Raw genomic sequence first — 23,350 nt, forward strand, 5'->3', positions numbered from 1 at the left:
ATTGGCTCATGTATCATTAGATAATTGAATATAAGCTTAAAAAGCCCCTAACCATCACGATTATTCGTGGCAATGGCTAGGGGCTTCTAATTTATTATCTTAACTGTTAAATGCGGACAACATCCATACATGCTTCTCAAGTGAAGTGTGGATCGCAAGCAACATATCAGCGCTAGTTTCATCATCAGCTTCTTGTGCTATAACCATAGCTTCCTTCAATTCTTGAATAATAATCGTGAAGTCGTAAATGACCTCATTGACCATTTCTGTAGCATTTTCATGTCCCATTGCTTCTTTGATGCTTGAATATTCCAGATAGTCTACCATTTTTGCAAGGGGTTGACCTTTCACAGCTAACAAACGCTCAGCTATTTCATCGACATGCAGCGTTGCTTCTTCATAAAGCTCTTGGAATTTGGCATGCAATGTGAAAAATTGAGTACCTTTTACATACCAGTGATAGTTGTGCAACTTAACATATAATACGCTCCAGTTAGCAATTTGACGGTTTAATTGTTCTTGAATAGTGTTCATAATAATTCCTCCTACAATTTTTCTGATCATCATAGTATAACTTCCTCGTATAGAAAAATACTTCGGAAGCATAATCCAAAACTTTTCATAGTCTTCTCGATAAGCTACTCGTAAATGAAAAGTAGCATCGGAAGCATATACCAATGTTCTCAATTAACATTGTAAACGATTAATAGCTATTTCATACTTAATGCACCAGAATATGAATTTAGATCAATTCCTTATTTATAATTATTACAAATAATAGCGATAAAGTCAAGCTTTTTCATCATAAAATGTTCCATTCACGCATTACGTAACTTATTATTAGAGTGAGTGCATCATGTGCGATATAGGAGTATAGCTGATCTATCGGCTCTCCAATTGTGAGAGCAATGAGTTGTTCCCTCCATACATAAGTAAAGGGGGCCTGAGCGATATATTCCTCCATTAATTGAATAAATACATCAGACACTAATTGTCCTTCAGTTATTTGTTCGAACTGTTGACGTAATATTAATCTAATATGATGCATACCTTCAAGCAAAACTTGTTCATCCAGCGCATTCATTATAGGAGCGATGTGATCCCATTGCGGGAGTTGTGATAACCACTCGTAAACTTCATCGATAGTTACGAATAGATCAATTCTCTTATTACGTCGAATGACTTCTGTATTTACAAGATCAAGGGAAGGGCGACCAATTTGCAAAGGGAATTTCGTAGATATACCCATATAAGTTCTCCTATACATCATGAATAGTAGTGAGATAGATTAATCTCATTATATATATAATATCCACAAAAGAACATCATTTAACTTTTACTTTGTTGCCTGAATTGAGCAGGGGATAGACCCATTCGCTTTTTGAATGCTTTGGAGAAGGTTGGTAAATCATTGAATCCTACGGAATTGGCAATTTCGCTCATTTTATAGTCGGTTTGTGTGAGAAGAAGCTCAGCTTCTCTCATCCGTAATGTTTGTAAGTAGTTCATTGGTGATTGACCGTATTCCTTCTGAAATTTTTTTGAGAAGTGAGTCCGCTCAATACCAACATGACGGGCGACACTTTCAATAGATATCATATCGGCGTAATGAATTTCAAGATACTCTTTGCCTTTCTCCAACCATGTTGATCCTATATTGTTTTTGCCTGAAGGTCGTTCTGGGCATACTAACTCGTTGAAAATCGTATACAGTAGACTCATTCGAGCAAGATCGCTATCTTGTTGTTCATACATTTTCTGAAAGGCTAATAGAGTAGCGTTTGTCATCTGATTAGTTTGGTGCGGATGCTGTGGACTTAAACCAATGCGCTCAAGAATGGATAAAGCGTATTTACCGTCAAATGCTAAAAATACTTTTTTTAATGGTTTCAATGGGTCTGTATAGTACTCATGAGTGACTTGTGGGAAAAGACAAAAGATATCATTTTTTTGTAAATGAAACTGTTGACCGTTCTGAAAAAATTGTCCTTCGCCATCAATAATACAAAGTAAATAATAGTAAGGGGTAATTCGCGGACCAATATGATAGTGTGCTTTGGCGAGATTTGCACCCAATCGAATCGGCCAGATTGAACCAATTTTCTCCATTGGCGATGGCGTGAAATAATTAATATTAAGCCATTCTTGATATTCTTCTTTCATCATGTCAAACATATAAATACCTCATTTTACCAATATACTATATTGTAAACGATTGCAAATGCTAGTGATTATTATAAAGAATAATATGATTAACCACAAAATAACAAATACAGAAACCAACAAATTGACATAGACGAAACGATCCTTGGCGTTGTAATCTACTTATATCATAATATACCAAGTAATTCTATAGGAAATGTAATAATAACGTATGGACAACAAGTGAACACATATAAATTACGCATGTATATCAGGAGGGCTACTGAAATGTCTAACAAGCAAAAAGTTGAGCTGGGCTGGTTTATTCCCACGACGGGTGATGGTGAGTTTATCGGTGTTGCACCAGAAAGACCTGCCTCGCCACAATATTTGACAGAGGTTGCGAAAGCAGCTGAAGCAGCGGGTTATGAATTCGCATTAATTCCTGCAGGTGGAGATTGTTGGGATGGTTTCATCGTAGGTTCTTGGATTGCTGCGCAAACAACGAAATTGAAATCTCTAGTAGCACTACGTCCAGGATTAATTTCTCCAGTACTTGCAGCGAGAACTGCGGCTACGCTGGATCAGATGTCTAGTGGACGAATAATGATGAATGTAGTTACAGGGCATTATCCACAAGATCTGAAAGCGTGTGGAGATCCACTATATGATCAACATGACCAAAGATATGAACGTACACTAGAGTTTCTTGAAGTAGTAAGAGGTGTCTGGGGACATGGAGGACGTAACGCGGAAGGTTTCAATTATGAAGGGAAGCATTACTTTGTAGAAGGTGGTACTTGCCAGCCAGCAGCTTATCAACAACCACATCCACCAATTTACTTTGGAGGAAGCTCTGTTGCCGGGAAGAAAACTGCTGCGAAAACTGCCGATGTCTATCTTATGTGGGCGGAACCTGTCGCATGGATTAAGGAGCAAATAGCTGAGATGGAAGGCTATTTGCAAGAACAACGTGAACTAGAAGGACTTGATCGCACATTACGTTATGGTATGCGTGCTCAATTGGTTGTTCGTGAAACGGAAGAGGAAGCATGGGATGCAGCTTGGAGGATTTTAAGTAAAGCTGATCCCGAGCAAGTGCAATCGAAGGAAAAACTTCATGCAAAAACGGATGCTGTAGGTCAAGAACGTCAAATGGAATTGTTCCGTCAATCAGAAGAAAATAAATTTGTTATTGCACCAAATATGTGGTCTGGACTATCAGCTATCCGTGGTGGTGGTGCGGTTGCCTTTGTTGGAACGCCGCAGCAAGTAACAGATCGCATTCTTGAATTTGTAGATATCGGTGTAACATCATTCATATTGTCAGGTTATCCTCATCTGGAAGAAGCGGAGATTACAGGGAGGCTACTAATGCCTGTACTAAAATCCGAACTAGCTAAACGTGGCTTATAGGAAGCTGAACGAGATGTTAATAAAAAGTTAAGTCTATGCTTTCGATGTAACTTTTTATTTGCTAGGAAGCTGAACGAGATGTTAATAAAAAGTTTTAGGAGGAAATGATATGAAAAAATCATATTTGCTATCGTTAATTATTGTGTTTGCATTGGTGCTATCAGCTTGCGGAGCAAGCAATAATGGAAATAAAGCTAATTCATCAAATAGTAATGAATCTAAGCAAAGCGGTGAAGAAGTTAAGATTAGCTTTATTCACTGGCGTGGTGAAGATGTGGCTGTCCTTGATGGAATTGTTGCTAAGTTCGAGACGGAATATCCTAATATTAAAGTCGAAACACAAGTGTTTCCTTCCGATCAATATCAAGCAACAGCTCAAGCAAAACTAGTTGATGGCTCTGTAGGTGATGTGTTTACATCATTTCCAGGTGCGCAGTTTGAGGCTATTGCCAAAGCAGGATTATTCACTGATCTAACTGGTGAGGAGTTAGTTAGTAACTTCACATCTGGACTAATTGAAGCAGGTCAAAAAGACGGTGTACAATATGCGCTACCCTATCAATTGGTATATAACATGCCGATTTATAATGTGAAATTATTCGAGCAGTACAATGTAGAGGTTCCAACAGATTGGGATAGCTTCCTAGCGGCTATGGAAACATTTAAGCAAGCAGGGATTACACCAATTGCATTCCCAGGTGCTGATATTGGTCCTGGTCAGATGATGAATACGATGGTAATGAACAATGCACCAGATGAAGATATATTCGTGAAATTAGAAGCTGGTGAAGCGAAGCTTACGGATGAGTGGTGGGTAAAAACTCTATCCCAATTCAAAGAACTTAATGATAAAGGATATTTGCAAAAGGATGCAGTAGGAACGAAAACAGATGCAGCTAATGCACTATTTATTCAAGAAAAAGCAGCAATTCTAGGAACAGGTTCATTCCAGCTAGCAGGTAATAAAGTTGGAAATCCTGAACTAGTGCAAGGGTTGTTAGCACCGATTACAGTCTCAGAGGATGAGGTTGTATTTGAAGGGATTCATACGACAACATTTATGCTAGCTGTAAATAGCAAGTCAAAACATCCTGAAGAAGCGAAGTTATTCCTTGAGTTTTTGAGCCGTGCTGACATCGCTGCTGAATATGCGAATGGAACAGGTCAGAATGTGACGGTTGAAGGTGTACAATATACATCGGATGAATTGAAGGCAGTAAGTGAATGGACAACGAAAAAAACTCGTTTCCAACCGCGTTTTACAATTAGTAATGCAGAAGTACAAAAAGCAATAACAAGTTCAATTCAAGCAGTAATTGGTGGTACTGATCCACAAAAAGCAGCTCAAGATGCGCAAGCGATCGTAGACCAACAGATCGGGAACTAGACCTATGAAAAAACATCTTAGACTACTACCGTTTGTATTACCTGGATTATTGTTATATGCCGTCTTGTTTCTGTATCCAACAGTCACTGCACTTTATTATTCCTTTACCAATTGGGACGGCATGTCGCCGTCCTATCAGTATGTCGGGTTTGATAATTACGCGAATGTGAGTAAAGATATCATTTTCCAAAAGTCGCTTGTTAATAATATGAAATTTATGTTGGCCGTCGTAATTATACAGACGATTGTATCATTAATGCTTGCCTTACAAATTCATAAAAAATCTAAGGTGAATGTTGTATTACGAGCCTTATATTTTATGCCAACGATTCTATCTTCAGTTTCTGTTGGCTTTATCTGGTCGTTCATCTACGATCCTACCTCGGGAGCTTTGAACGGTATTCTAACACTAGTGGGCTTGGAAAGTTGGACTCAAAACTGGATTGGTAATACAGCAATAGCGATCTTCTCGATTGCAGCCGTTCAAGCCTGGGCGCATATTGGACAGATGACTGTACTTTTCGTTGCTGGTTTGCAAGCAATTCCGCCAGAATTAGTAGAAGCAGCCAAGCTAGATGGCGCAAGTAAAGTAGGGTTGTTCTTTCGTATAACATGGCCATTGTTAGCACCAGCTGCAGCGATCGTTGTATCCTATACGACGATTCAATCATTCAAAGCATTCGATCTTGTATTTACGATGACTGGCGGTGGTCCAGCCTATTCGACAGAGATCGTCTCAACCTATATCTATAATGCAGCATTTATGAACTATACGTTCGGTAAAGCTGCAACGGCATCTGTCTATTTCTTAGTATTAATTTCTATTATTACTATTGTTCAATTTAAATTACTTAAAACTGATCGCGTATCCTATTAGCGGTGATGAGGTGAAAATAGATGCTCAAATGGCTCGGAAGACTATTACTTATATCATTTGCCTTAATTATAATTGGTCCCTTGCTGATCGTCGTATTCACGATGTTCAAAACAACACCGCAGTTCTATAGTGATCCGATTGGATTGCCTCTACAATTCTCTTGGCATAATGTGACGGCACTATTTAATAAGCAACCGATGTGGACTTATTTCCGCAATAGTATCGTTGTCACATTGTCTAGTGTTCTACTCGTATTATCGTTAGCTGGTTCAATATCCTATGCGATTATGCGTTACGGTAAGCATGCAATCGGTGGTGTTATTTTCTCGCTATTTGCTATCGGGTTGATGGTACCTTCTCAAGTTAATATGATTCCTATCTATTCTTTGCTGCAGAAGCTGGGCTGGAGTAATAGCCATCTTGGCTTAATTCTCGTAACGGCATCGGTACTATTGCCGTTATCTGTATTTATGTTAACAGGATTTATGAAAACATTACCGAAGGAAATATTAGAAGCGGGAGAAATTGATGGAGCTGGCGAATGGAGACTGTTGTTACGTATTGTGTTTCCTCTGAGTGCACCATATGTGGCAACAACGGCTGCCTTCTTGTTCGTTATTGTCTGGAATGATCTACTATTCCCGATGCTATTGCTATCAGGTAAAGATAAGTTAACCTTGCCACTAGCACTGCTACAATTCAAGGGAGAATTTATGACGGATTACCCACTATTAATGACGGGAGTTCTTGTTACAGCGCTGCCGATGATCGTATTGTTTGTATTTTTGCAACGCTATTTCATATCTGGTTCATTGGCGGGATCGTTGAAGGGGTAGATGGTTTTGTGGAGTATACAAATTACTTTGCTTTTCGCAAAATAAAACAAAGCCGATGAGAGAGCTACAAAAAGTAGCCACCTCAACGGCTTTTTCTATGTGTGATCAATGAGTTTGAAGTCATCGTAGTGGAAACCTGGGGCAACGACACATGATACTAACACCGGCTCATCACCAAGTGGTTTCGTCATTTGCCACTCATTAGCAGGGAATAATCATAATAAATATAATATAAATTCATTAAAACTAACTAGAAAGTTAAAGAGTTCAAAGCTAATAGTAGTTGATTGTATATATATCTAGTGTTAAATTGAAATGGTAAGTATGAACGTTACATTGATCGCAATAATTGCCTACCCAGTGGGGAGAAGCATATTTATAGTTGCGGTTAATATAGATTATGAAACTATACATAGTTATCAATTTTATAAATGTCGCGGAGGTAGAAGGAATGAATATACGCTTTGATCGTTTTCCACAAGGTGTAACGAAAGCGGTTACATTAAGTTTTGATGATGGTAGAGAGTATGATCGCAGGTTAGTAAAGCTTTTTAATGATTATGGTTTAAAGGGAACCTTTCACCTAAATAGTGGGCTTTTGGGCCGTGAGAGCTATCTGGAAGCAAGTGAGGTTGCAGAGTTATTTCAAGGGCATGAAGTCTCCATTCATACGACACATCATCCATTTCTAGAACTGTCACCACAAGAACAAATCATTTATCAAGTCGTGCAGGATCGTCAAGCGTTAGAGGAACTAGTTCGTTATCCGATTAGAGGGATGAGTTATCCATTTGGAACGTATAATGATGCTGTTATTGATCAACTACAAGCAATCGGCATAGAATATGCTCGTACTACCGCTAGTCATGGAGGATTTCATATGCCTGAAAATAAGTTACAATGGCATCCAACATGTCATCACAAAAAAATGATTGATGCAGCAGATCAATTTTTGAATGTAGATCAGAGACATTCGAGAATGAGTTTGCTATATGTTTGGGGACATAGCTATGAATTCGAGAATGATCAAAATTGGGAGCTTATTGAGCAATTTGGTGAAAAAATAGGTGGGAAGAGTGACATATGGTATGCAACCAATGCTGAGATTGTCGCTTATATGAAGGCGATACAAGCATTACGCTTTACGATGGATTGCCAAGTTGTGCATAATGCTACTGCTACTGATGTTTGGATAAGTGTGCAGGACAAGCCTATTGAAGTGAAAGCAGGCAGTATAGTAGATTTAAGCTAGCGCACGAAGGCTGAAGAAAGATGAAGTATAGATGCGCTTAATATTACATTATCAGAGGAAGAATTATTACTTATTGATCAAGTTTCACGCAAAGCTGGGGTTAGCATCCCATCGACAAGATAAATAGTCCAAACTATACAAAAAGGGATGACAGTCTTGTTACGCAGTTCATTGCGTAGCAAATCTGTCATCCCTTTATTTATGAATTGAAGTAATTATTCTTAAAGACCTTCTAAGAAGCGTTCTGCTTCAAGTGCTGCCATACAGCCAGTACCTGCAGCTGTAATGGCTTGACGGTATGTGGAGTCTTGAACGTCACCACAAGCGAACACACCAGGGATATTTGTAGTCGTTGTACCAGGTTTAACGAGAATGTAGCCACTCTCATCAGTCGTAATTTGTCCATCAAGGAATCCAGTGTTAGGAGTATGACCGATTGCGATAAATACGCCATCTGTTTCGATAATTTCCTCTTCACCAGTCTCATTGTTAAGAACTTTAAGACCTGTAACACCCATGCCGTTAGCAAGAACTTCAACCGGTGTGCGGTTAAGTGCCCACTCGATTTTTTCGTTAGCGCGAGCACGGTCCTGCATAATTTTCGAAGCACGTAGCTCAGTACGACGGTTAACGACAGTTACTGAAGATGCGAATTTAGTTAGGAAGCCAGCTTCCTCCATAGCGGAGTCACCGCCACCGATAATAACGATTTTCTTACCGCGGAAGAAGAATCCATCACAAGTAGCACAAGTACTTACGCCACGACCGATATTATCTTGCTCACCAGGAATTCCAAGATATTTGGCAGAAGCACCAGTAGAAATAATAACAGATTCCGCTATAACTTCTCCCATGCCCTCAACATCTAATACGAAAGGACGTTTGCTCATATCAACACTTTTAACTGATCCAGTTTTGAAAGTAGCACCGAAACGTTCAGCTTGCTTACGCATGTTAGACATAAGCTCCGAACCAAGAATACCTTCAGGGAAGCCTGGGAAGTTCTCGATTTCAGTAGTCGTTGTTAATTGACCACCTGGTTGCCAGCCTTCGATGACAACAGGTTCCATATTTGCACGAGCTAAGTAAATTGCAGATGTTAGTCCAGCAGGACCAGTTCCGATAATAACTGTTTTATACATAATAGATTCCTCCGAAATAATTCTAGTTTGTAACTGTAATGAAAATAATCACAGTTGTTATCTTTCTAAGTTATTACAAACTGCAATGGATGTCAACGAAGTTCATACAACTTTCATGTTATAGGGTTCGATATTTTTCAAAAGCTATACATTTTTTTATTATTATTTACATGAATTATACAGTTCGTTCCAATTGGAGAAGGGGACTAATCACCCTGTTTGTTCGAAAAGCCAACTGATGGGAGCCGTGCACGTAGTCATTCTGAACGTAACAGCGATTAGTACTCGGAGCGCGCAAGCAGTCACTCCGAATGCAACAGCGATTAGATTCTCGGAGCATCTTCAAAGCGATCAGTTGAGCATCTAACTGGTCCCCTATTGTACGTACAAGTTAACCGTATGCTATACTAAAACCATACAACTAATAAGTACATGAGGTGTACGGATGAAAGAGACTCCGAAATATATTCAAGTTAAAGAAGAAATATTGCGTTGGATCATTACAGGACAATATGCTCCACATAAAAAGCTTCCGTCTGAGAACGAAATTGTAAAACAATTTGATATGAGCAGGCAAACAATAAGACAAGCTTTAGGCGAGCTGGAGCAAGAAGGCTGGCTTTATAAGGAACAAGGTAAAGGAACATTTGTAGCAGAGCACTCCGCTGGTTCCAATCGTAATAATGGAACAGGCATGACGATTGGGTTAATTACTACATATATATCCGATTATATTTTCCCGACGATTGTTAGAGGGGTCGAAGCAAGCGTACGTGAACGTGGTGCTAGACTTTTATTAGCGAGTACAGACAATGAAAAACTTAAAGAAAAGCAAAGCTTAGAATCAATGCTACGTGAGCAATTAACGGGGTTAATTATTGAACCTACGAAAAGTGCCGAAGGAAATCCTAACTATTCCTATTTTCTCGCGCTTGACTCCTTACGTATTCCTTATGTAATGCTTAATGAAAGATATAGTGAAGTCGATGCACCATGCCTTCGTATTGATGATGAACTAGGTGGTTATCGCGCAGCAAAGCATCTAATTGATCTAGGACATCGCAGAGTAGCGGGATTTTTCAAAACGGATGATTTCCAAGGTATTCGCCGTATGAAGGGCTTCGTACGAGCATTCAAAGAGCAAGGCATAAGTATATCGAGTGACTATATTTTGCGCTACAGCTCGGAAGAAAAGGAAACGGTACCTGCCCATGCATTGCACCAATTGTTGAAACAAGATGTAGCTGAAAGACCAACAGCGATCGTTTGCTATAACGATGAATTAGCTGTGAAAATGCTCGATATTGTAAGACAAGAAGAGCTTCAAGTGCCTGAACATCTGTCTATTGTAGGGTTTGACGATGCCAATTTAGCTATAGCAACAGAAGTAAAGCTGACGACGATCGCTCATCCTAAGACGCAGATGGGAAGAGATGCGGTACAAATGCTTATGCAAATTGTTGAACAAGGTGTAGGCGTAATGATGGATGATAAAGTATATACGCCTGAACTTGTTATACGTGAATCAACGAGTAAGCCATATCAAGTTTATACATTATGAGGGAACGATTACAGGGTTGAGGATGCAGTAAAAAAATATTGAAAACATTTAACAAAAACATAGTGACACACTTGTACGTACAACTTATAATGTAATTATGGTGAATTACGTATCCTGTACGTATAAGTTGTGTTTTTTCTAAATGATAGATAAGTTATGCTTTCGTTGTAACTTTTCATCGCAAGATGATTAACTGAACGAAATGAAAAGTTTGGCTTATGCTTTCGATGTAACTTTTCATCGCAAGATGATTAACTGAACGAAATGAAAAGTTTAAGGAGAGTGAGTATTCGTATGCTAGAACAATTGAAGCAACAAGTATGGGAAGCTAATATGGAACTTCCGAAATATGGTTTGGTGACATTTACTTGGGGAAATGTAAGTGGAATCGATCGTGAATCTGGTCTAGTTGTAATTAAACCAAGTGGCGTGCCATATGAAGAACTAAAACCTGAGCAGATGGTTGTTGTCGATCTTGACGGTAATGTAGTAGAAGGGAGCTATCGTCCTTCTTCTGATACAGCTACTCATGTTCTTCTATATAAGCATTTTGAAGACATCGGAGGCGTTGTTCATACTCATTCTCCTTGGGCAACAAGTTGGGCTCAAGCAGGTAAAGGCATTCCTGCACTTGGTACGACGCATGCTGATTACTTCTATGGAGAGATTCCTTGTACGCGTGCGATGACGAAGGACGAAATTCAAGGTGCATATGAGCATGAGACAGGTGTTGTTATCGTTGAAACGTTTAAGCAGCGCCAGATTGATCCTAATATGGTTCCAGCGGTGCTAGTCAATAGTCACGCGCCATTTGTATGGGGTAAGGATGCTCATAATGCTGTTCATAATGCTGTCGTTGTAGAAGAAGTAGCTAAGATGGGACTTCACACGCTCGCATTAAATCCACAAGTAAGTCCAATGGATCAAGACTTGTTGGATCGTCATTACTTACGTAAGCATGGTGCAAACGCATACTACGGTCAAAAATAGGAGGAGTTAATTATGAGTAAGAAATATGCTATTGGTGTAGACTATGGAACACAATCAGGTCGTGCAGTATTAGTTGATCTATCAAATGGTCATGAGCTCGCTGATCATGTCACCCCTTATCGTCATCATGTTATGGACGAAACGCTTCCATCTGGACGAAAGCTTGAGTATGACTGGGCATTACAGCATCCTCAAGATTATATAGAAGTATTAGAAAACTCAATTCCCGCTGTTATGAGTGCTGCTGGTATCGTACCTGAAGATGTGATCGGCCTAGGTATCGACTTTACAGCTTGTACAATGCTACCAATTAATGAACAAGGTAGTCCATTATGTTTTGCAGAGCAGCATGTTGATAATCCCCATGCATGGGTGAAATTATGGAAGCATCATGCAGCACAGCCCGAAGCAGATGCAATTAATGAAATAGCAGCAGCTCGTGGTGAGAAATGGTTAGCTCGTTATGGTGGTAAAATTTCATCGGAATGGATGCTGGCAAAAGTATGGCAAACATTGGATGAAGCACCTGAAATCTATGAAGAAGCTGATCAATTTGTTGAAGCTACAGATTGGGTAGTTGGACAGATGACAGGAAATATTGTGCGAAATAGCTGTACAGCTGGCTATAAAGCGATCTGGCACAAGCAAGATGGTTATCCAAGTGAAGAATTCCTAAGCGCATTAGATCCTCGTCTAGCGAAACTGACGTCTACGAAGTTACGTGGTGATGTTGTGCCGCTTGGTACGAAGGCAGGGGAATTAACAGCTGAGATGGCAGCAAAAATTGGTCTAGCAGCAGGAACTGCGATTGCGGTTGGTAACGTCGATGCACATGCAGCTGTACCAGCAGTCGGTGTAGTTACTCCAGGTAAATTAGTGATGTCTATGGGGACTTCAATCTGCCATCTTATTCTCGGTGATACTGAACGTGAAGTTGAAGGCATGTGCGGTGTTGTTGAAGATGGCATTGTTCCTGGATACTTTGGCTATGAAGCAGGTCAATCAGCGGTTGGTGATATTTTCGAATGGTTTGTTGAAGAAAGTGTACCAGCCTATGCTTATCGTGAAGCTGAGCAAGCAGGGGAGCATATCCATGAATATCTAACTCGTCGTGCGAATGAGCTAGTACCAGGGCAATCTGGTCTGCTAGCACTTGATTGGTGGAATGGTAACCGCTCTGTTCTTGTAGATACGAATCTTACAGGTACAATGCTAGGTATGACGTTACTTACTAAGCCATGGGAAATGTATCGTGCACTACTAGAAGCAACTGCTTTCGGTACTCGTAAAATTGTTGATGCCTTCCATTCAAATGGTGTAGTAGTTGATGAATTATATGCTTGTGGTGGACTACCTCAGAAAAATAAACTATTAATGCAAATTTATGCAGATGTAACAAATCGCGAAATCAAAATTGCCGCATCTAAGCAAACGCCAGCACTTGGCGCTGCAATGTTTGGAGCAGTTGCAGCTGGAGCTGCAAAAGGCGGTTATGATAGCATTGTTGATGCAGCGGCTAACATGGCTCGTGTACGCGAAGAAACATTCAAGCCTATTGCTGAAAATGTAGCAGTTTACGATAAACTATACGCAGAATACAATCTGCTTCATGACTACTATGGTCGTGGCGATAACGATGTAATGAAGCGCTTGAAGGCAATCAAAGAGCAAGTGAATTAATTAAGCTATTAATCTAAAGAAGATGGTGCCCTCGTATTATACAGGCACCATCTTTTTTAGTGAAAATAGTTACGCGAATACGATAGAATTGATGATTGCGAACTTATTTTGCACACGATCAAGGAAAAATGAAACAAGGCATATTTTATCGCGTATACAGTATAGGTAAAAAGCACTATTGTGTAAAATAGATCTAATTTCCCACTATTTTGAAATGGAGAACAGTACCCATATAGTATAGAATAGAACTAAGACTGTCTAAATAGAGAGAGTAGCAAGAAGTTGAATAAGGTGGGAGCTGAGCATACGTGTATTGTCATCATTGTCAACGAGGTTTTGCTGAAGATGCTATATACTGTAGCCAATGTGGAAAAAAGTTGCTTCAGCACAACATTGCGAGTGAACAGAAGGTTGGCATTTGGCCAGACGAAACAATTGAATTTATTAATGTGGATCATACTGAGCATGAAGAGCTTATTGATGAATTAAGTATCCAATCTAATGATAAGGTGAAAGATAATGTTAAATCTAGCAAGGGTAATTTCGCCGTTAAGATTACGATTGGGTTTCTCTTATTAATTGTTGTTATTTCAGGAGTGCTATTCCGTTATTATAAAATTGAATTAGATCATAATGAACATGTATTGGAGCTACAATCTGATGCAAAGCTTTCTGCACTTGCAGGCAAATATGAAGAGGCGATCACCTATTTAGATGAAGCTATTTCGATTCGTCCTCAATTCAATCCACTGCAACAAGATCAAAACTTAGTCTATGTAGCGATCAAGATAGAACGAATTGCAGCAGATTTAGAAGCGATTATTGATCGAGGATCAGAGTCAGAGGCTTCGAAAAAATTAGAAGATTTTAGACAGGAATTGAACGGCTATAAAGAACCGATCTTTGATAAGCTTCGAGAAAAATTAGAAGAGTTAAATATGAAGTATACGATACTTAGTTTAACGAATGAGCTAACTACACTTGGCTCGATATCTGATCTTGGCAACTTACTTAATGTCGTTAATGGATTAATTGGTGAAGAAGCAGTGACGTTGAGAGAGCAAATTATTGATCGGATTCGTACGACTGCTACGGCGGAAGTGAATGATTTGTTAACTAAGAAAAAGTTTACAGCTGCATTAAAGACGACAGAAAGTGCATTAGCATGGTCGCGTGCAGATGATACGTTACTTGATCTTAAGCAAAAAGTTAAGCAAGAGCAGACCGCATACGAACTAGTTGAAGAACAACGTATACAGCAGGCAATGGAAGAAGCTGCTGCGGAGGATTATATTAACCAGACTGCAGCGATTGAATTAATTGAGTATGAAAAAGTAATGAATGAACTTGGTGATATTGTTGTTGTTGCTTATATGAAAAATGTGGCTACTCGCTCGATATACGATGTGACGATTGATTATAAAATTGTCGATTCCACAGGAACAATAATTAGTGATGGTACGATGAGCGTGACACCAGGCTATATTGGCTCAGGTGAAGGAATGAGTTTCTCCGTAACACTTCCAGAAGGTTTGGATTACGAAGAAGAAATTGATGTAACGATATCAAATGGATCATGGAGTCTAGAATAATATAAGCTTTCGATGCGACTTTTCATTAACGAGAAGTGTATCAGGAAGCGAATGAAAAGTTAGGTTTATGCTTTCGATGCGACTTTTCATTAACGAGAAGTGTATCAGGAAGCGAATGAAAAGTTTTAGGAGGATGGGGCATGAACTGGAAGGCGATGTTGATCAGTCTCGGCGTACTCCTTCTGCTCGGTGGAGGTTTTCTTACGTACATTGAGTTGAAAGAAAACATTCCGAGGCAGTTGAATGGTTCTCCTCTAATTGCAGTAGGCGAGAAGACGAAATCACTTAAAGATATAATCTTTGAAACACAGAAATATGTTGTGATGATTGAGACGGATAATGGTGATCAAGGTTCAGCTTTTTTATATAATGAGCATGGTGATCTTATCACGAATGCTCATGTTGTATCTGGAGTAAGAGAAGTTAGAGTGAAGACTGCAGATGCCCGCGAATTAATTGGTGAAGTAATTGGAATCAGTACGGAAGTCGATGTCGCGGTCGTTCGCGTACCTGAGCTTGCTAATTCGGGTAGCTTACCATTGGTTAAGTATGAAAAAGCAAGTGTAGGTGATGAAGTGCTATCGATAGGCAGTCCGCTTGGTCTGCAAAATACAGTAACGACAGGTATGATTAGTGGTGTTGGTCGAAGCTTACAAATTTCCCCGTACACTTATAGTGATTTATATCAAATATCGACGCCGATCTCGCATGGTAATAGCGGTGGTCCACTAGTTGATACATCTACAGGCTATGTGCTTGGAATTAACTCAGCAGGCCTTGAGAATAGTTCCATCGGCTTTAGCATTCCGATTGTTAATGTATTGCCACTAATCGAGGGCTGGTCTATGGAACCGATGACGATGCTACCAGGTATTACGTTAAATGAGGATTCTGAAACGGTTGAAGAAACCAAGCGACTAGATCAACTTGCTAGTTATCTTATTGCGCACTTCTATGATGCTATTAATATCGGGGATTATGTTTATGCATATACTCTACTAGGCAATAGCTGGCAAGAAGGAACGAGTTATGTGAAATTTAGAGAGAGTTATATTGCTACAAGAAATATATCTATTGATGACGAGCATATTACGCTTGGTGATGAAGAAGCTACAATTACAGTCATTATTTCAGCTGACGAACGTGTGGATGGCTCTTACAAATTAACAAAGCGGCAAATTAGTTTTAGAGTGGGCTACGATGATGATCAGTTAAAACTGTTGAATAGTAAAAGTAAGCAGCTTCAGTAGACTTGAATATGCAAAAGGCGGACTTCATTCCTCGAAAAGAGAGGAGGATGAAGTCCGCCTTTATTGATTAATAATGACTTATGCGTATATTAGATCAACGCTAATCTGATCATTCGGCTGTAAGTTATAATTCAACATGTTAGTGGAAATATTTCTACCATTTAAGCGAATAACATAATTTACATTGCCACCGATGACAACGCCGCTTACAAGTAGTATTTGGCCAGATGGAGAAAGTTGGATAACACCTGTACTAGCTAGAGCATCGAAGATCGTTAATCCAGGCTGGTACATAATCTGGTAAGTTCCAGTAGCATTGGGGTAAGCACTACCTCCATTAATGGATACAAATACTGCCTGTTGAGGAATCGGTGCAACCCCTCCACCACCGCCACCTATCGGAATTGGGATTGGAATCGGGAGGACGCCGCCAAATGGTACAAACGGTCCAAAGGGACCGAACGGACCAAAAGGTCCATGCCCAGGTCCATGCCCAGGTCCATGCCCAGGTCCGTGCCCAGGTCCATGCCCAGGTCCATGCCCAGGTCCATGCCCAGGTCCATGCCCAGGTCCATGCCCAGGTCCATGTCCGGGTCCATGCCCGGGTCCATGTCCGCTATGCCCACCAGGTCCGGGAGGGCGTTCTTCTCCATCATTAATATAGCCTAGAGCAGGCCAATCATCATGCTCGCGGGGGACAGCAGGTGTTGTAGTTTGCTGGAATAGATGCTGAGCACCATGATGACCATGTTGGTGTCCATGATGACCATCGTCATCGTGGTCGTCATGATCGTGTTCATCATCGTGGTCGTGATCTTGATGATGACCTTCGCCATGTGGATGCTGAGGTAGCCAAGGTAGCCCCCATGGTGCAGGGACCCATTGACCTGGTTGACCAGGAATAGGTTGCCACCAAATAAATTGCCCTGAATGAGGACCGCTCGGCATATGAGGTTGAGGCATTGCAAAGCGATGATTTATTGAGCCGCAATCACAAGGTTGGTTGAAGTAAACATCTGGTCCGGGATAGAAGTTATTCATATAAGTATTCAAGCTCCTTTACGAAACGTATTAGGCATTAGACCTGAGTTAGCTTATGCGCCTAGTCGTAAGGAGGTGTCTATTCTATACATACAAGAAAAGGCAGCTTGGTCATCGAATGGATGACTAAGCTGCCTTATAAGTGAAGAAAGATATTATTTAACTGCTGCTTCGTAACGTGTACCAACTTCATTCCAGTTAACAACATTCCAGAAAGCTGCAATGTAGTCAGGACGTTTGTTTTGGTAGTTCAAGTAGTAAGCGTGCTCCCAAACATCAAGACCAAGAATAGGAGTTTTACCGTCCATAATTGGGCTATCTTGGTTTGGTAAGCTATAAACTTCAATTTCGCCGTTTGAAACAGCTAGGAATGCCCAACCACTACCGAAACGAGTTGTTGCTGCTTTAGCAAATTCAGCTTTGAAATTATCGAAGCTACCAAATTTGCTATCAATTGCTGCTGCAAGAGCACCAGTTGGTGCGCCACCAGCGTTAGGAGCGATTGTTTCCCAGAACAAGCTATGGTTAGCATGCCCACCACCATTGTTGCGAACAGCAGTGCGAATAGCTTCAGGAACGTTATCTAGGTTAGCAATAAGCTCTTCAATTGATTTAGATTGAAGCTCAGGAGCAGATTCCAAAGCAGCATTAAGATTAGTTACATAAGCATTATGATGGCGACCGTGATGAATTTCCATAGTCAACGCATCGATGTGTGGTTCAAGCGCGTTGTGCGCATACGGTAAAGATGGTAATTGATGAGCCATTAATAAAACCTCCAATGTATTATGTAGTTACTTCTATTATTATCCTCCATTTAAACTAATAAATCAACATTGATGTTGAAAAAGTCCGATTGCTTAAAAAGCAACAAACTGTAGTATAAGCAGACAAATCGATTATTATGCAAAAACAGATGACATGATGTGAAATAATAATGGATAAAGCGTTTTCATATGAAAAACATGAGAAAATTTGAAATTTCATTTTAAAAAATCACAATACGTGAAGGTTTTTGTGTATAATTGTCGTATTATGTACAAGTACTGAACTTTGATAAGTAGGTGTAAATCATGAATTTGCGTTCAATTAAGTTATCTGATACTCGTAAAATTACTGAGCTATTTGAAGAGGTTTTATCAGAAGATTGTTATGAGCAAACTATTGAGGTCTTCGGTCGTCAATTAAGCTGGGATAGTGATCTTGTACTAGTCGCTGAGGCTGATGAAAAAATTGTTGGCGTAATAATTGGCACAATTGATAATAACAAAGGTTATTATTATAGAATTGCTGTCTCTACCTTATATCAAAGACAAGGAGTAGGCAAACAACTTGTCAAAGCCTTGAAGCAACGTTTCGAAGAGAAAAAAGTACTGAAGATTTACGTTACAGCTGATGAACATAATGAGCCGCTATTGCCGCTATTTGAGTCGATTGGCTTCGTAGCATCAGATTTTATCCGATCTTTCCAAAAAATAAGTATTTTGACAGGCTAATAACATTAACAGAGCATATTTTATGTACATATTTTATGTGCGTAGATATGCTTTTCTTATTATTTGCTTATGAAAAGTTTAGGAGGAGTCATAAGATTATGGTAGTCGAATTATGGGATTGGATTAAGACAATTGTTATTGCATTTGTTATCGTGTTTCTTGTGCAAATGTTTTTATTTTCACTTGCTATCGTAAGCGGAAGCTCAATGGAGCCAACATTACACAATAAAGAATGGTTATTTTCTAATAAAATTATATATCATATTTCAACGCCAGAAGTGAATGATATTGTAGTGTTGAAAAACCCTAACATTGCCGATAATCCTGATGATAAATATTTTGTGAAACGTATAGTTGGTAGAGCGGGAGATCATATTGAAATAATAAATGGTCAGCTTGTTCGCAATGATAAAGTCATTGACGAGCCTTACACAGATTCAGTAATTGAAGGACTACAAGATATAGATATTGTTGTACCTGAAGGTATGTATTACGTTATGGGCGATAATCGTAAGTTTATGATGAGTAATGACAGTCGAGCTTTTGGACCAATACAAGCAGATCGTATTGTTGGCAGAATAGACGGAATAATATTTCCATTCAATAAATTCGAATGGTTCTAGGTTGGTGAATGTAGGTTGGTAGACAAATGGCAGAAACTGAAGGATGAATTAAAGCAAGCAGCTCAAGAATTGGGCATCGATGCAATCGGCATCGCATCACCCGATCCTTTTGCCCAATTAAAGGAACGATTAATACGTCATCGTGAGTTAGGGAGAGAGTCTGGCTTTGAGGCGAAAGATTTGAATCGCAGAACGGATCCTTCCTTAATATTTGATCGACCGAAAAGTATCATTGCTATTGCGGTTGCCTATTCTTCAAAATTAGACAATGCACCCAAATCAGAAGTAGGTGCTAGACGTGGTATTATGGCTAGATCTGCTTGGGGTAATGATTATCACCATGTCCTGCGTGAGCGTATGGACAAGCTTGAAGCATGGTTGCGTGAGCGTGAGCCGCAATTACGTAGTGAAAGTATGGTTGATACAGGCGAATTATCTGATCGTGCTGTTGCCGAGCGAGCTGGAATTGGTTTTAGTGCGAAAAATTGTTCGATTATTTCACCGGAGCTAGGTTCTTGGATTTATCTAGGTGAGATTATAACTAATTTGCCGTTGCCGCCAGATGATGAAGTAACGGAGCAATGTGGAACATGTACGAAATGTATTGATGCTTGTCCGACTGGTGCATTAGTTAGTGGAGGGCAATTAGATGCGCAGAAATGTGTATCATTCCTGACTCAAACGAAAGGCATGATCTCCGATGAGCATATGCGAAAAATTGGTAATCGATTGTATGGATGCGATACATGTCAAATCGTATGTCCAATTAATCGTGGGAAGAACTGGACGCATCATGAAGATTTGCTGCCAGATGTTGAGGTTGCTAAGCCACTCCTTATCCCGCTCTTAACGATAGGAAATAAAGAATTCAAAGAAAAGTACGGTTATACATCCGCAGCATGGCGTGGCAAAAAACCAATTCAACGTAATGCGGTTATTGCTCTAGGTAACTTCAAAGATTCGACAGCAATTCCCGCGTTAGCAAAAGTGCTAAAAGATGATCCAAGAGAGGTACTGCGTGCAACTGCTGCATGGTCACTGGGCAGAATTGGTGGAGATGACGCATTAGTTGAATTGGAATCGGCAATTAGTTGCGAAAAAGATGAAGAAGTAATCAAACAAATTACATTGTCAATAAATAACATTAATAGTTGCAATAGTAAGTGAAGATTATTGCCTAAAGGAATATATCATGATATTATACAATGATGTAATGCTAACAAAACGTTGAAAGGTCAGGGTGAAATTATGGAATGGTATAATTATGTAATTCCGATTGTAACGCTACTTATTGGTGCAGTAGTTGGCTTCCTTGTCGGAGTTTACTATTTACGTAAGCAGCTTGAAAATATGCAGAATAATCCTGAAATGCTACAGAAGATGGCAAAACAAATGGGCTATAATCTGAACAATAAACAGATGCAAAAAGCTCAGGGTATGATGAAAAACCAGAAATTCCCTCGATAATTGTGAGGGCAGGAGGGAGCGAACTAAAGAATGGCGGGGAAAAAAAATTACGTCAATTCTCAGGTTTCTAGCAACCGAGATAAGATTGAAGCACATATTACGGAAATTTTGAAATTAATTGGTGAAGATGTCGAGCGAGAAGGTCTTCTTGAAACACCAGCGCGCGTTACGCGTATGTATGAGGAAATTTTTGCAGGTTATGAGGTTGAACCTCGTGAAGTGCTTGGAGTAATGTTTGATGAGAATCATGAAGAACTTGTTATAGTGAAAGATATTATATACTACAGTCAATGTGAGCACCATATGGCTCCATTTTTCGGTAAAGTTCATATTGGATATTTACCAAGTGGAAAAATCGTGGGTTTAAGCAAATTAGCTCGTCTAGTTGAGGCGGTTACACGTAGATTGCAAGTACAGGAACGTATTACAACTCAAATTGCAAACACATTAGTAGAAGAACTAGCTCCACATGGCGTTATTGTCGTAGTGGAAGGTGAACATCTATGCATGTGTGCAAGAGGTGTTAAAAAGCCAGGTAGTAAAACGATTACGACGGCATTACGTGGACAGTACAAGCAAGATTCAGCATTACGCTCAGAGTTTATGATGTTACTTAAGCAATAATTTTTCATAGGATATGATAGAGGTATTTTTGAACATGCATTTGCAGAAAGGAGCTTCTTTATCGTTTGTACGTAGAACGGTTTAGAAGCTTCTTTTTTTATTTATTAATTTGCGTTATTCTAAAAGCATCAATAAAATGAAATGATAAGATGTAACGTTAAGAATTAGTTGAGCTATTGTGATCATATAATATATAAGCGTTTTATATAAGGGAGTGTTATGTAATGAAGCTACACCAGCTTATAGATAAGTTATTATTCTCTCGAATCATTGGTGATGCTGATGTTGAAGTAGCAGGTATTCACAATGATGGCAGAGCAATCAGATCCAATCATATATTTGTCTGTACGAAGGGCGCGAAGGAAGATGGTCATGCCTATATTCCACAAGCTATTGCAAATGGTGCGAAAAGCATCGTTATTCAAGATGAACAAGCGCATTATGCAGAAGGGATTACATATATTCTCGTGCCAGATACGAGCAAAGCAGCATCGATTATGGTAGATGAATTCTATGGTTCACCGACTCGTCAGCTCCAATTAATTGGGATAACCGGTACGAATGGTAAGACAACAACGACGAATTTAATCGAGCATATATTGACGTATCATCAGCATAAGACAGGTGTAATCGGTACAATTGAAATTCGTTATCCCGGCTTTCAAGAGGAAGCTAAGCTAACGACGCCATTATGCTATGATTTACAACGTTATTTCTACAATATGTCGCAAGCTGATGTAGAGTATGCGGTGATGGAAGTTTCTTCTCATGCACTTGATCTTGGCCGAGTACATGGCTGCCGCTTCAAAACAGCTGTGTTCACTAATTTAACGCAAGATCATCTCGACTATCATATTACGATGGAAGCATATGGTGAAGCGAAAGGATTGTTGTTTGCGCAATTAGGTAATGACTATGAACAAGCGAGCTATGCTGTGTTGAATAGCGATGACCCTTGGAGTGAGCGCTATGCTAGAAAAACTTCAGCGCAATTGATTACATACGGTCTTGGTGAAGCTGCTCTAGTGAGAGCAACGAATATTAATATTACAGCAGCAGGTACCAGTTTCACATTAACAACGCCATTAGGTGAAGTGGAAATATCGACGAAATTAATTGGTAAATTCAATGTGTACAATTTGTTGGCAGCCATTAGCGCGGTAATTCCAGAAGGTTTAACGCTTGTGCAAATAAAAGCAGCGATTGAAAGTGTCGAAGGAGTTCCAGGGCGCTTTGAGGGAGTACAGCAAGGGCAACCATTTGCCGTAGTTGTGGATTATGCCCATACACCTGATAGTCTAGAAAATGTATTGCGTACAGCTCAGCAGCTTGAGCCGAGGAAGTTAATTTGTGTCGTCGGCTGTGGTGGGGATCGTGATCGTACGAAGCGACCTTTAATGGCGAATATCGCGATTGAAATGGCAGACCATGTCTACTTTACCTCGGATAATCCACGTACAGAAGATCCCGAGGCCATATTAGCTGATATGACTGGTCAGTTAACAGAAGAGCAGGGACATTTCACGACGAATGTTGACCGCAAGCTAGCTATTGAGGCCGCTATCGCAGAGGCACAAGCGGGAGATATTATTGTGATTGCTGGTAAAGGTCATGAAAATTATCAAATTATCGGTACGGTGAAGTCGCATTTTGATGATAGGGAGGTAGCAAAAAATCAACTAATAGCACTAGGCTATGAGGGGTAGTTCAAAAAATGGGCTTTGATAACGATGGGTAGGCTAACGTAGGTTATTCGACATCGAAGATGAAGCGAACTTGGAAAGTATAGCGTAAGCTTCCGATGTATGTTTTTTGCAAAAACATTGTAGGATCGCGTGTACCAAACACGTACACTTGCGCTTCCGTCTTTCTCAAGTAGCGCTCCATCTTCTCGGTTCTGAAAGCCCGTTTTTTGAACCTTTATTGGAATTTGAAGTTCAAAAAGCGAACAATGCAGATAGACGAACAGAAAAG

The 23,350-nt window shown here is 39.8% G+C and carries 22 protein-coding genes and 1 pseudogene; 16 read left to right on the forward strand and 7 right to left on the reverse strand.

The features are described 5' to 3' along the window. Positions 1 to 99 precede the first annotated feature (99 nt). From AC1TO5_RS06835 to AC1TO5_RS06845, 3 genes are all read right to left on the reverse strand, one after another. Positions 100 to 534, reverse strand: coding sequence for a Dps family protein (locus AC1TO5_RS06835; protein WP_482062054.1), 435 nt, complete (start codon positions 532 to 534; stop codon positions 100 to 102). Between the two features lie 268 nt (positions 535 to 802). After that, positions 803 to 1,249 (reverse strand): ABATE domain-containing protein, encoded by a 447-nt coding sequence (locus AC1TO5_RS06840; RefSeq protein WP_482062055.1) that lies wholly within the window; start codon positions 1,247 to 1,249, stop codon positions 803 to 805. Between the two features lie 80 nt (positions 1,250 to 1,329). Then, positions 1,330 to 2,175, reverse strand: coding sequence for an AraC family transcriptional regulator (locus tag AC1TO5_RS06845; protein ID WP_482062056.1), 846 nt, complete (start codon positions 2,173 to 2,175; stop codon positions 1,330 to 1,332). A 255-nt stretch (positions 2,176 to 2,430) separates the two neighbouring features. Here AC1TO5_RS06845 and AC1TO5_RS06850 point away from each other — a divergent pair, with 255 nt between their 5' ends. From AC1TO5_RS06850 to AC1TO5_RS06865, 4 genes are all read left to right on the forward strand, one after another. Then, entirely contained in the window at positions 2,431 to 3,558 is a 1,128-nt protein-coding gene (locus AC1TO5_RS06850) for an LLM class flavin-dependent oxidoreductase (protein ID WP_482062057.1), read from the forward strand. 109 nt (positions 3,559 to 3,667) lie between these two features. After that, positions 3,668 to 4,945, forward strand: coding sequence for an ABC transporter substrate-binding protein (locus AC1TO5_RS06855; RefSeq protein ID WP_482062058.1), 1,278 nt, complete (start codon positions 3,668 to 3,670; stop codon positions 4,943 to 4,945). Positions 4,946 to 4,949: 4 nt separating this feature from the next. After that, positions 4,950 to 5,822, forward strand: a complete 873-nt coding sequence (locus AC1TO5_RS06860; protein ID WP_482062059.1) for a carbohydrate ABC transporter permease — start codon at positions 4,950 to 4,952, stop codon at positions 5,820 to 5,822. Positions 5,823 to 5,842: 20 nt separating this feature from the next. Continuing rightward, entirely contained in the window at positions 5,843 to 6,658 is an 816-nt protein-coding gene (locus tag AC1TO5_RS06865; RefSeq protein WP_482062060.1) for a carbohydrate ABC transporter permease, read from the forward strand. Positions 6,659 to 6,753: 95 nt separating this feature from the next. Here the strand turns inward: AC1TO5_RS06865 and AC1TO5_RS06870 are convergent. Beyond that, positions 6,754 to 6,855: pseudogene (locus AC1TO5_RS06870) on the reverse strand (cupin domain-containing protein); the annotation flags it as partial. A gap of 254 nt (positions 6,856 to 7,109) precedes the next feature. Between AC1TO5_RS06870 and AC1TO5_RS06875 the strand changes: the two are divergent. Continuing rightward, a complete protein-coding gene (locus AC1TO5_RS06875) occupies positions 7,110 to 7,910 on the forward strand; it encodes a polysaccharide deacetylase family protein (protein ID WP_482062061.1) in 801 nt (266 codons plus the stop codon). A 221-nt stretch (positions 7,911 to 8,131) separates the two neighbouring features. On the opposite strand, the gene trxB is transcribed toward AC1TO5_RS06875, so the two are convergent. Then, the gene (gene trxB / locus AC1TO5_RS06880) at positions 8,132 to 9,052 is read right to left on the reverse strand and encodes a thioredoxin-disulfide reductase (RefSeq protein WP_482062062.1); all 921 of its coding nucleotides are present in this window, start codon (positions 9,050 to 9,052) and stop codon (positions 8,132 to 8,134) included. Between the two features lie 445 nt (positions 9,053 to 9,497). Between trxB and AC1TO5_RS06885 the strand changes: the two genes are divergently transcribed. The 5 genes from AC1TO5_RS06885 (at position 9,498) to AC1TO5_RS06905 (ending at position 16,125) form a co-directional block, all read left to right on the forward strand. Beyond that, positions 9,498 to 10,613, forward strand: a complete 1,116-nt coding sequence (locus AC1TO5_RS06885; RefSeq protein WP_482062063.1) for a substrate-binding domain-containing protein — start codon at positions 9,498 to 9,500, stop codon at positions 10,611 to 10,613. 294 nt (positions 10,614 to 10,907) lie between these two features. After that, positions 10,908 to 11,603 (forward strand): L-ribulose-5-phosphate 4-epimerase, encoded by a 696-nt coding sequence (gene araD, locus AC1TO5_RS06890; protein WP_482062484.1) that lies wholly within the window; start codon positions 10,908 to 10,910, stop codon positions 11,601 to 11,603. A gap of 12 nt (positions 11,604 to 11,615) precedes the next feature. Continuing rightward, positions 11,616 to 13,283 carry a ribulokinase gene (locus AC1TO5_RS06895; RefSeq protein WP_482062064.1) on the forward strand — a complete coding sequence of 556 codons (1,668 nt, stop codon included), beginning with the start codon at positions 11,616 to 11,618 and terminating at the stop codon, positions 13,281 to 13,283. Positions 13,284 to 13,660: 377 nt separating this feature from the next. Next, on the forward strand, positions 13,661 to 14,875 hold the full coding sequence (locus AC1TO5_RS06900) for a hypothetical protein (RefSeq protein ID WP_482062065.1): 1,215 nt from the start codon (positions 13,661 to 13,663) through the stop codon (positions 14,873 to 14,875). Positions 14,876 to 15,015: 140 nt separating this feature from the next. Next, entirely contained in the window at positions 15,016 to 16,125 is a 1,110-nt protein-coding gene (locus AC1TO5_RS06905; protein ID WP_482062066.1) for a S1C family serine protease, read from the forward strand. A gap of 78 nt (positions 16,126 to 16,203) precedes the next feature. Here the strand turns inward: AC1TO5_RS06905 and AC1TO5_RS06910 are convergent, their stop codons facing one another. Both AC1TO5_RS06910 and AC1TO5_RS06915 read right to left on the reverse strand, forming a co-directional pair. Beyond that, entirely contained in the window at positions 16,204 to 17,166 is a 963-nt protein-coding gene (locus AC1TO5_RS06910) for a hypothetical protein (protein ID WP_482062067.1), read from the reverse strand. Positions 17,167 to 17,321: 155 nt separating this feature from the next. After that, complete coding sequence (locus AC1TO5_RS06915) at positions 17,322 to 17,933, reverse strand: superoxide dismutase (protein WP_482062068.1); 612 nt, start codon at positions 17,931 to 17,933, stop codon at positions 17,322 to 17,324. 306 nt (positions 17,934 to 18,239) lie between these two features. Here AC1TO5_RS06915 and AC1TO5_RS06920 point away from each other — a divergent pair, with 306 nt between their 5' ends. From AC1TO5_RS06920 to AC1TO5_RS06945, 6 genes are all read left to right on the forward strand, one after another. Continuing rightward, positions 18,240 to 18,662 carry a GNAT family N-acetyltransferase gene (locus AC1TO5_RS06920; protein WP_482062069.1) on the forward strand — a complete coding sequence of 141 codons (423 nt, stop codon included), beginning with the start codon at positions 18,240 to 18,242 and terminating at the stop codon, positions 18,660 to 18,662. Positions 18,663 to 18,760: 98 nt separating this feature from the next. After that, positions 18,761 to 19,285 (forward strand): signal peptidase I, encoded by a 525-nt coding sequence (gene lepB / locus AC1TO5_RS06925; RefSeq protein ID WP_482062070.1) that lies wholly within the window; start codon positions 18,761 to 18,763, stop codon positions 19,283 to 19,285. Positions 19,286 to 19,300: 15 nt separating this feature from the next. Beyond that, positions 19,301 to 20,452: a tRNA epoxyqueuosine(34) reductase QueG gene (gene queG / locus AC1TO5_RS06930; RefSeq protein ID WP_482062071.1), complete on the forward strand. Its 1,152-nt coding sequence runs from the start codon at positions 19,301 to 19,303 to the stop codon at positions 20,450 to 20,452. Between the two features lie 81 nt (positions 20,453 to 20,533). Beyond that, complete coding sequence (locus AC1TO5_RS06935; protein WP_482062072.1) at positions 20,534 to 20,752, forward strand: YneF family protein; 219 nt, start codon at positions 20,534 to 20,536, stop codon at positions 20,750 to 20,752. A gap of 30 nt (positions 20,753 to 20,782) precedes the next feature. Further along, entirely contained in the window at positions 20,783 to 21,376 is a 594-nt protein-coding gene (folE, locus tag AC1TO5_RS06940) for a GTP cyclohydrolase I FolE (RefSeq protein ID WP_482062073.1), read from the forward strand. Positions 21,377 to 21,600: 224 nt separating this feature from the next. Beyond that, positions 21,601 to 23,082 (forward strand): UDP-N-acetylmuramoyl-L-alanyl-D-glutamate--2,6-diaminopimelate ligase, encoded by a 1,482-nt coding sequence (locus AC1TO5_RS06945; RefSeq protein ID WP_482062074.1) that lies wholly within the window; start codon positions 21,601 to 21,603, stop codon positions 23,080 to 23,082. Positions 23,083 to 23,350 lie beyond the last annotated feature (268 nt).

Source organism: Paenibacillus sp. Y930, assembly GCF_056786375.1.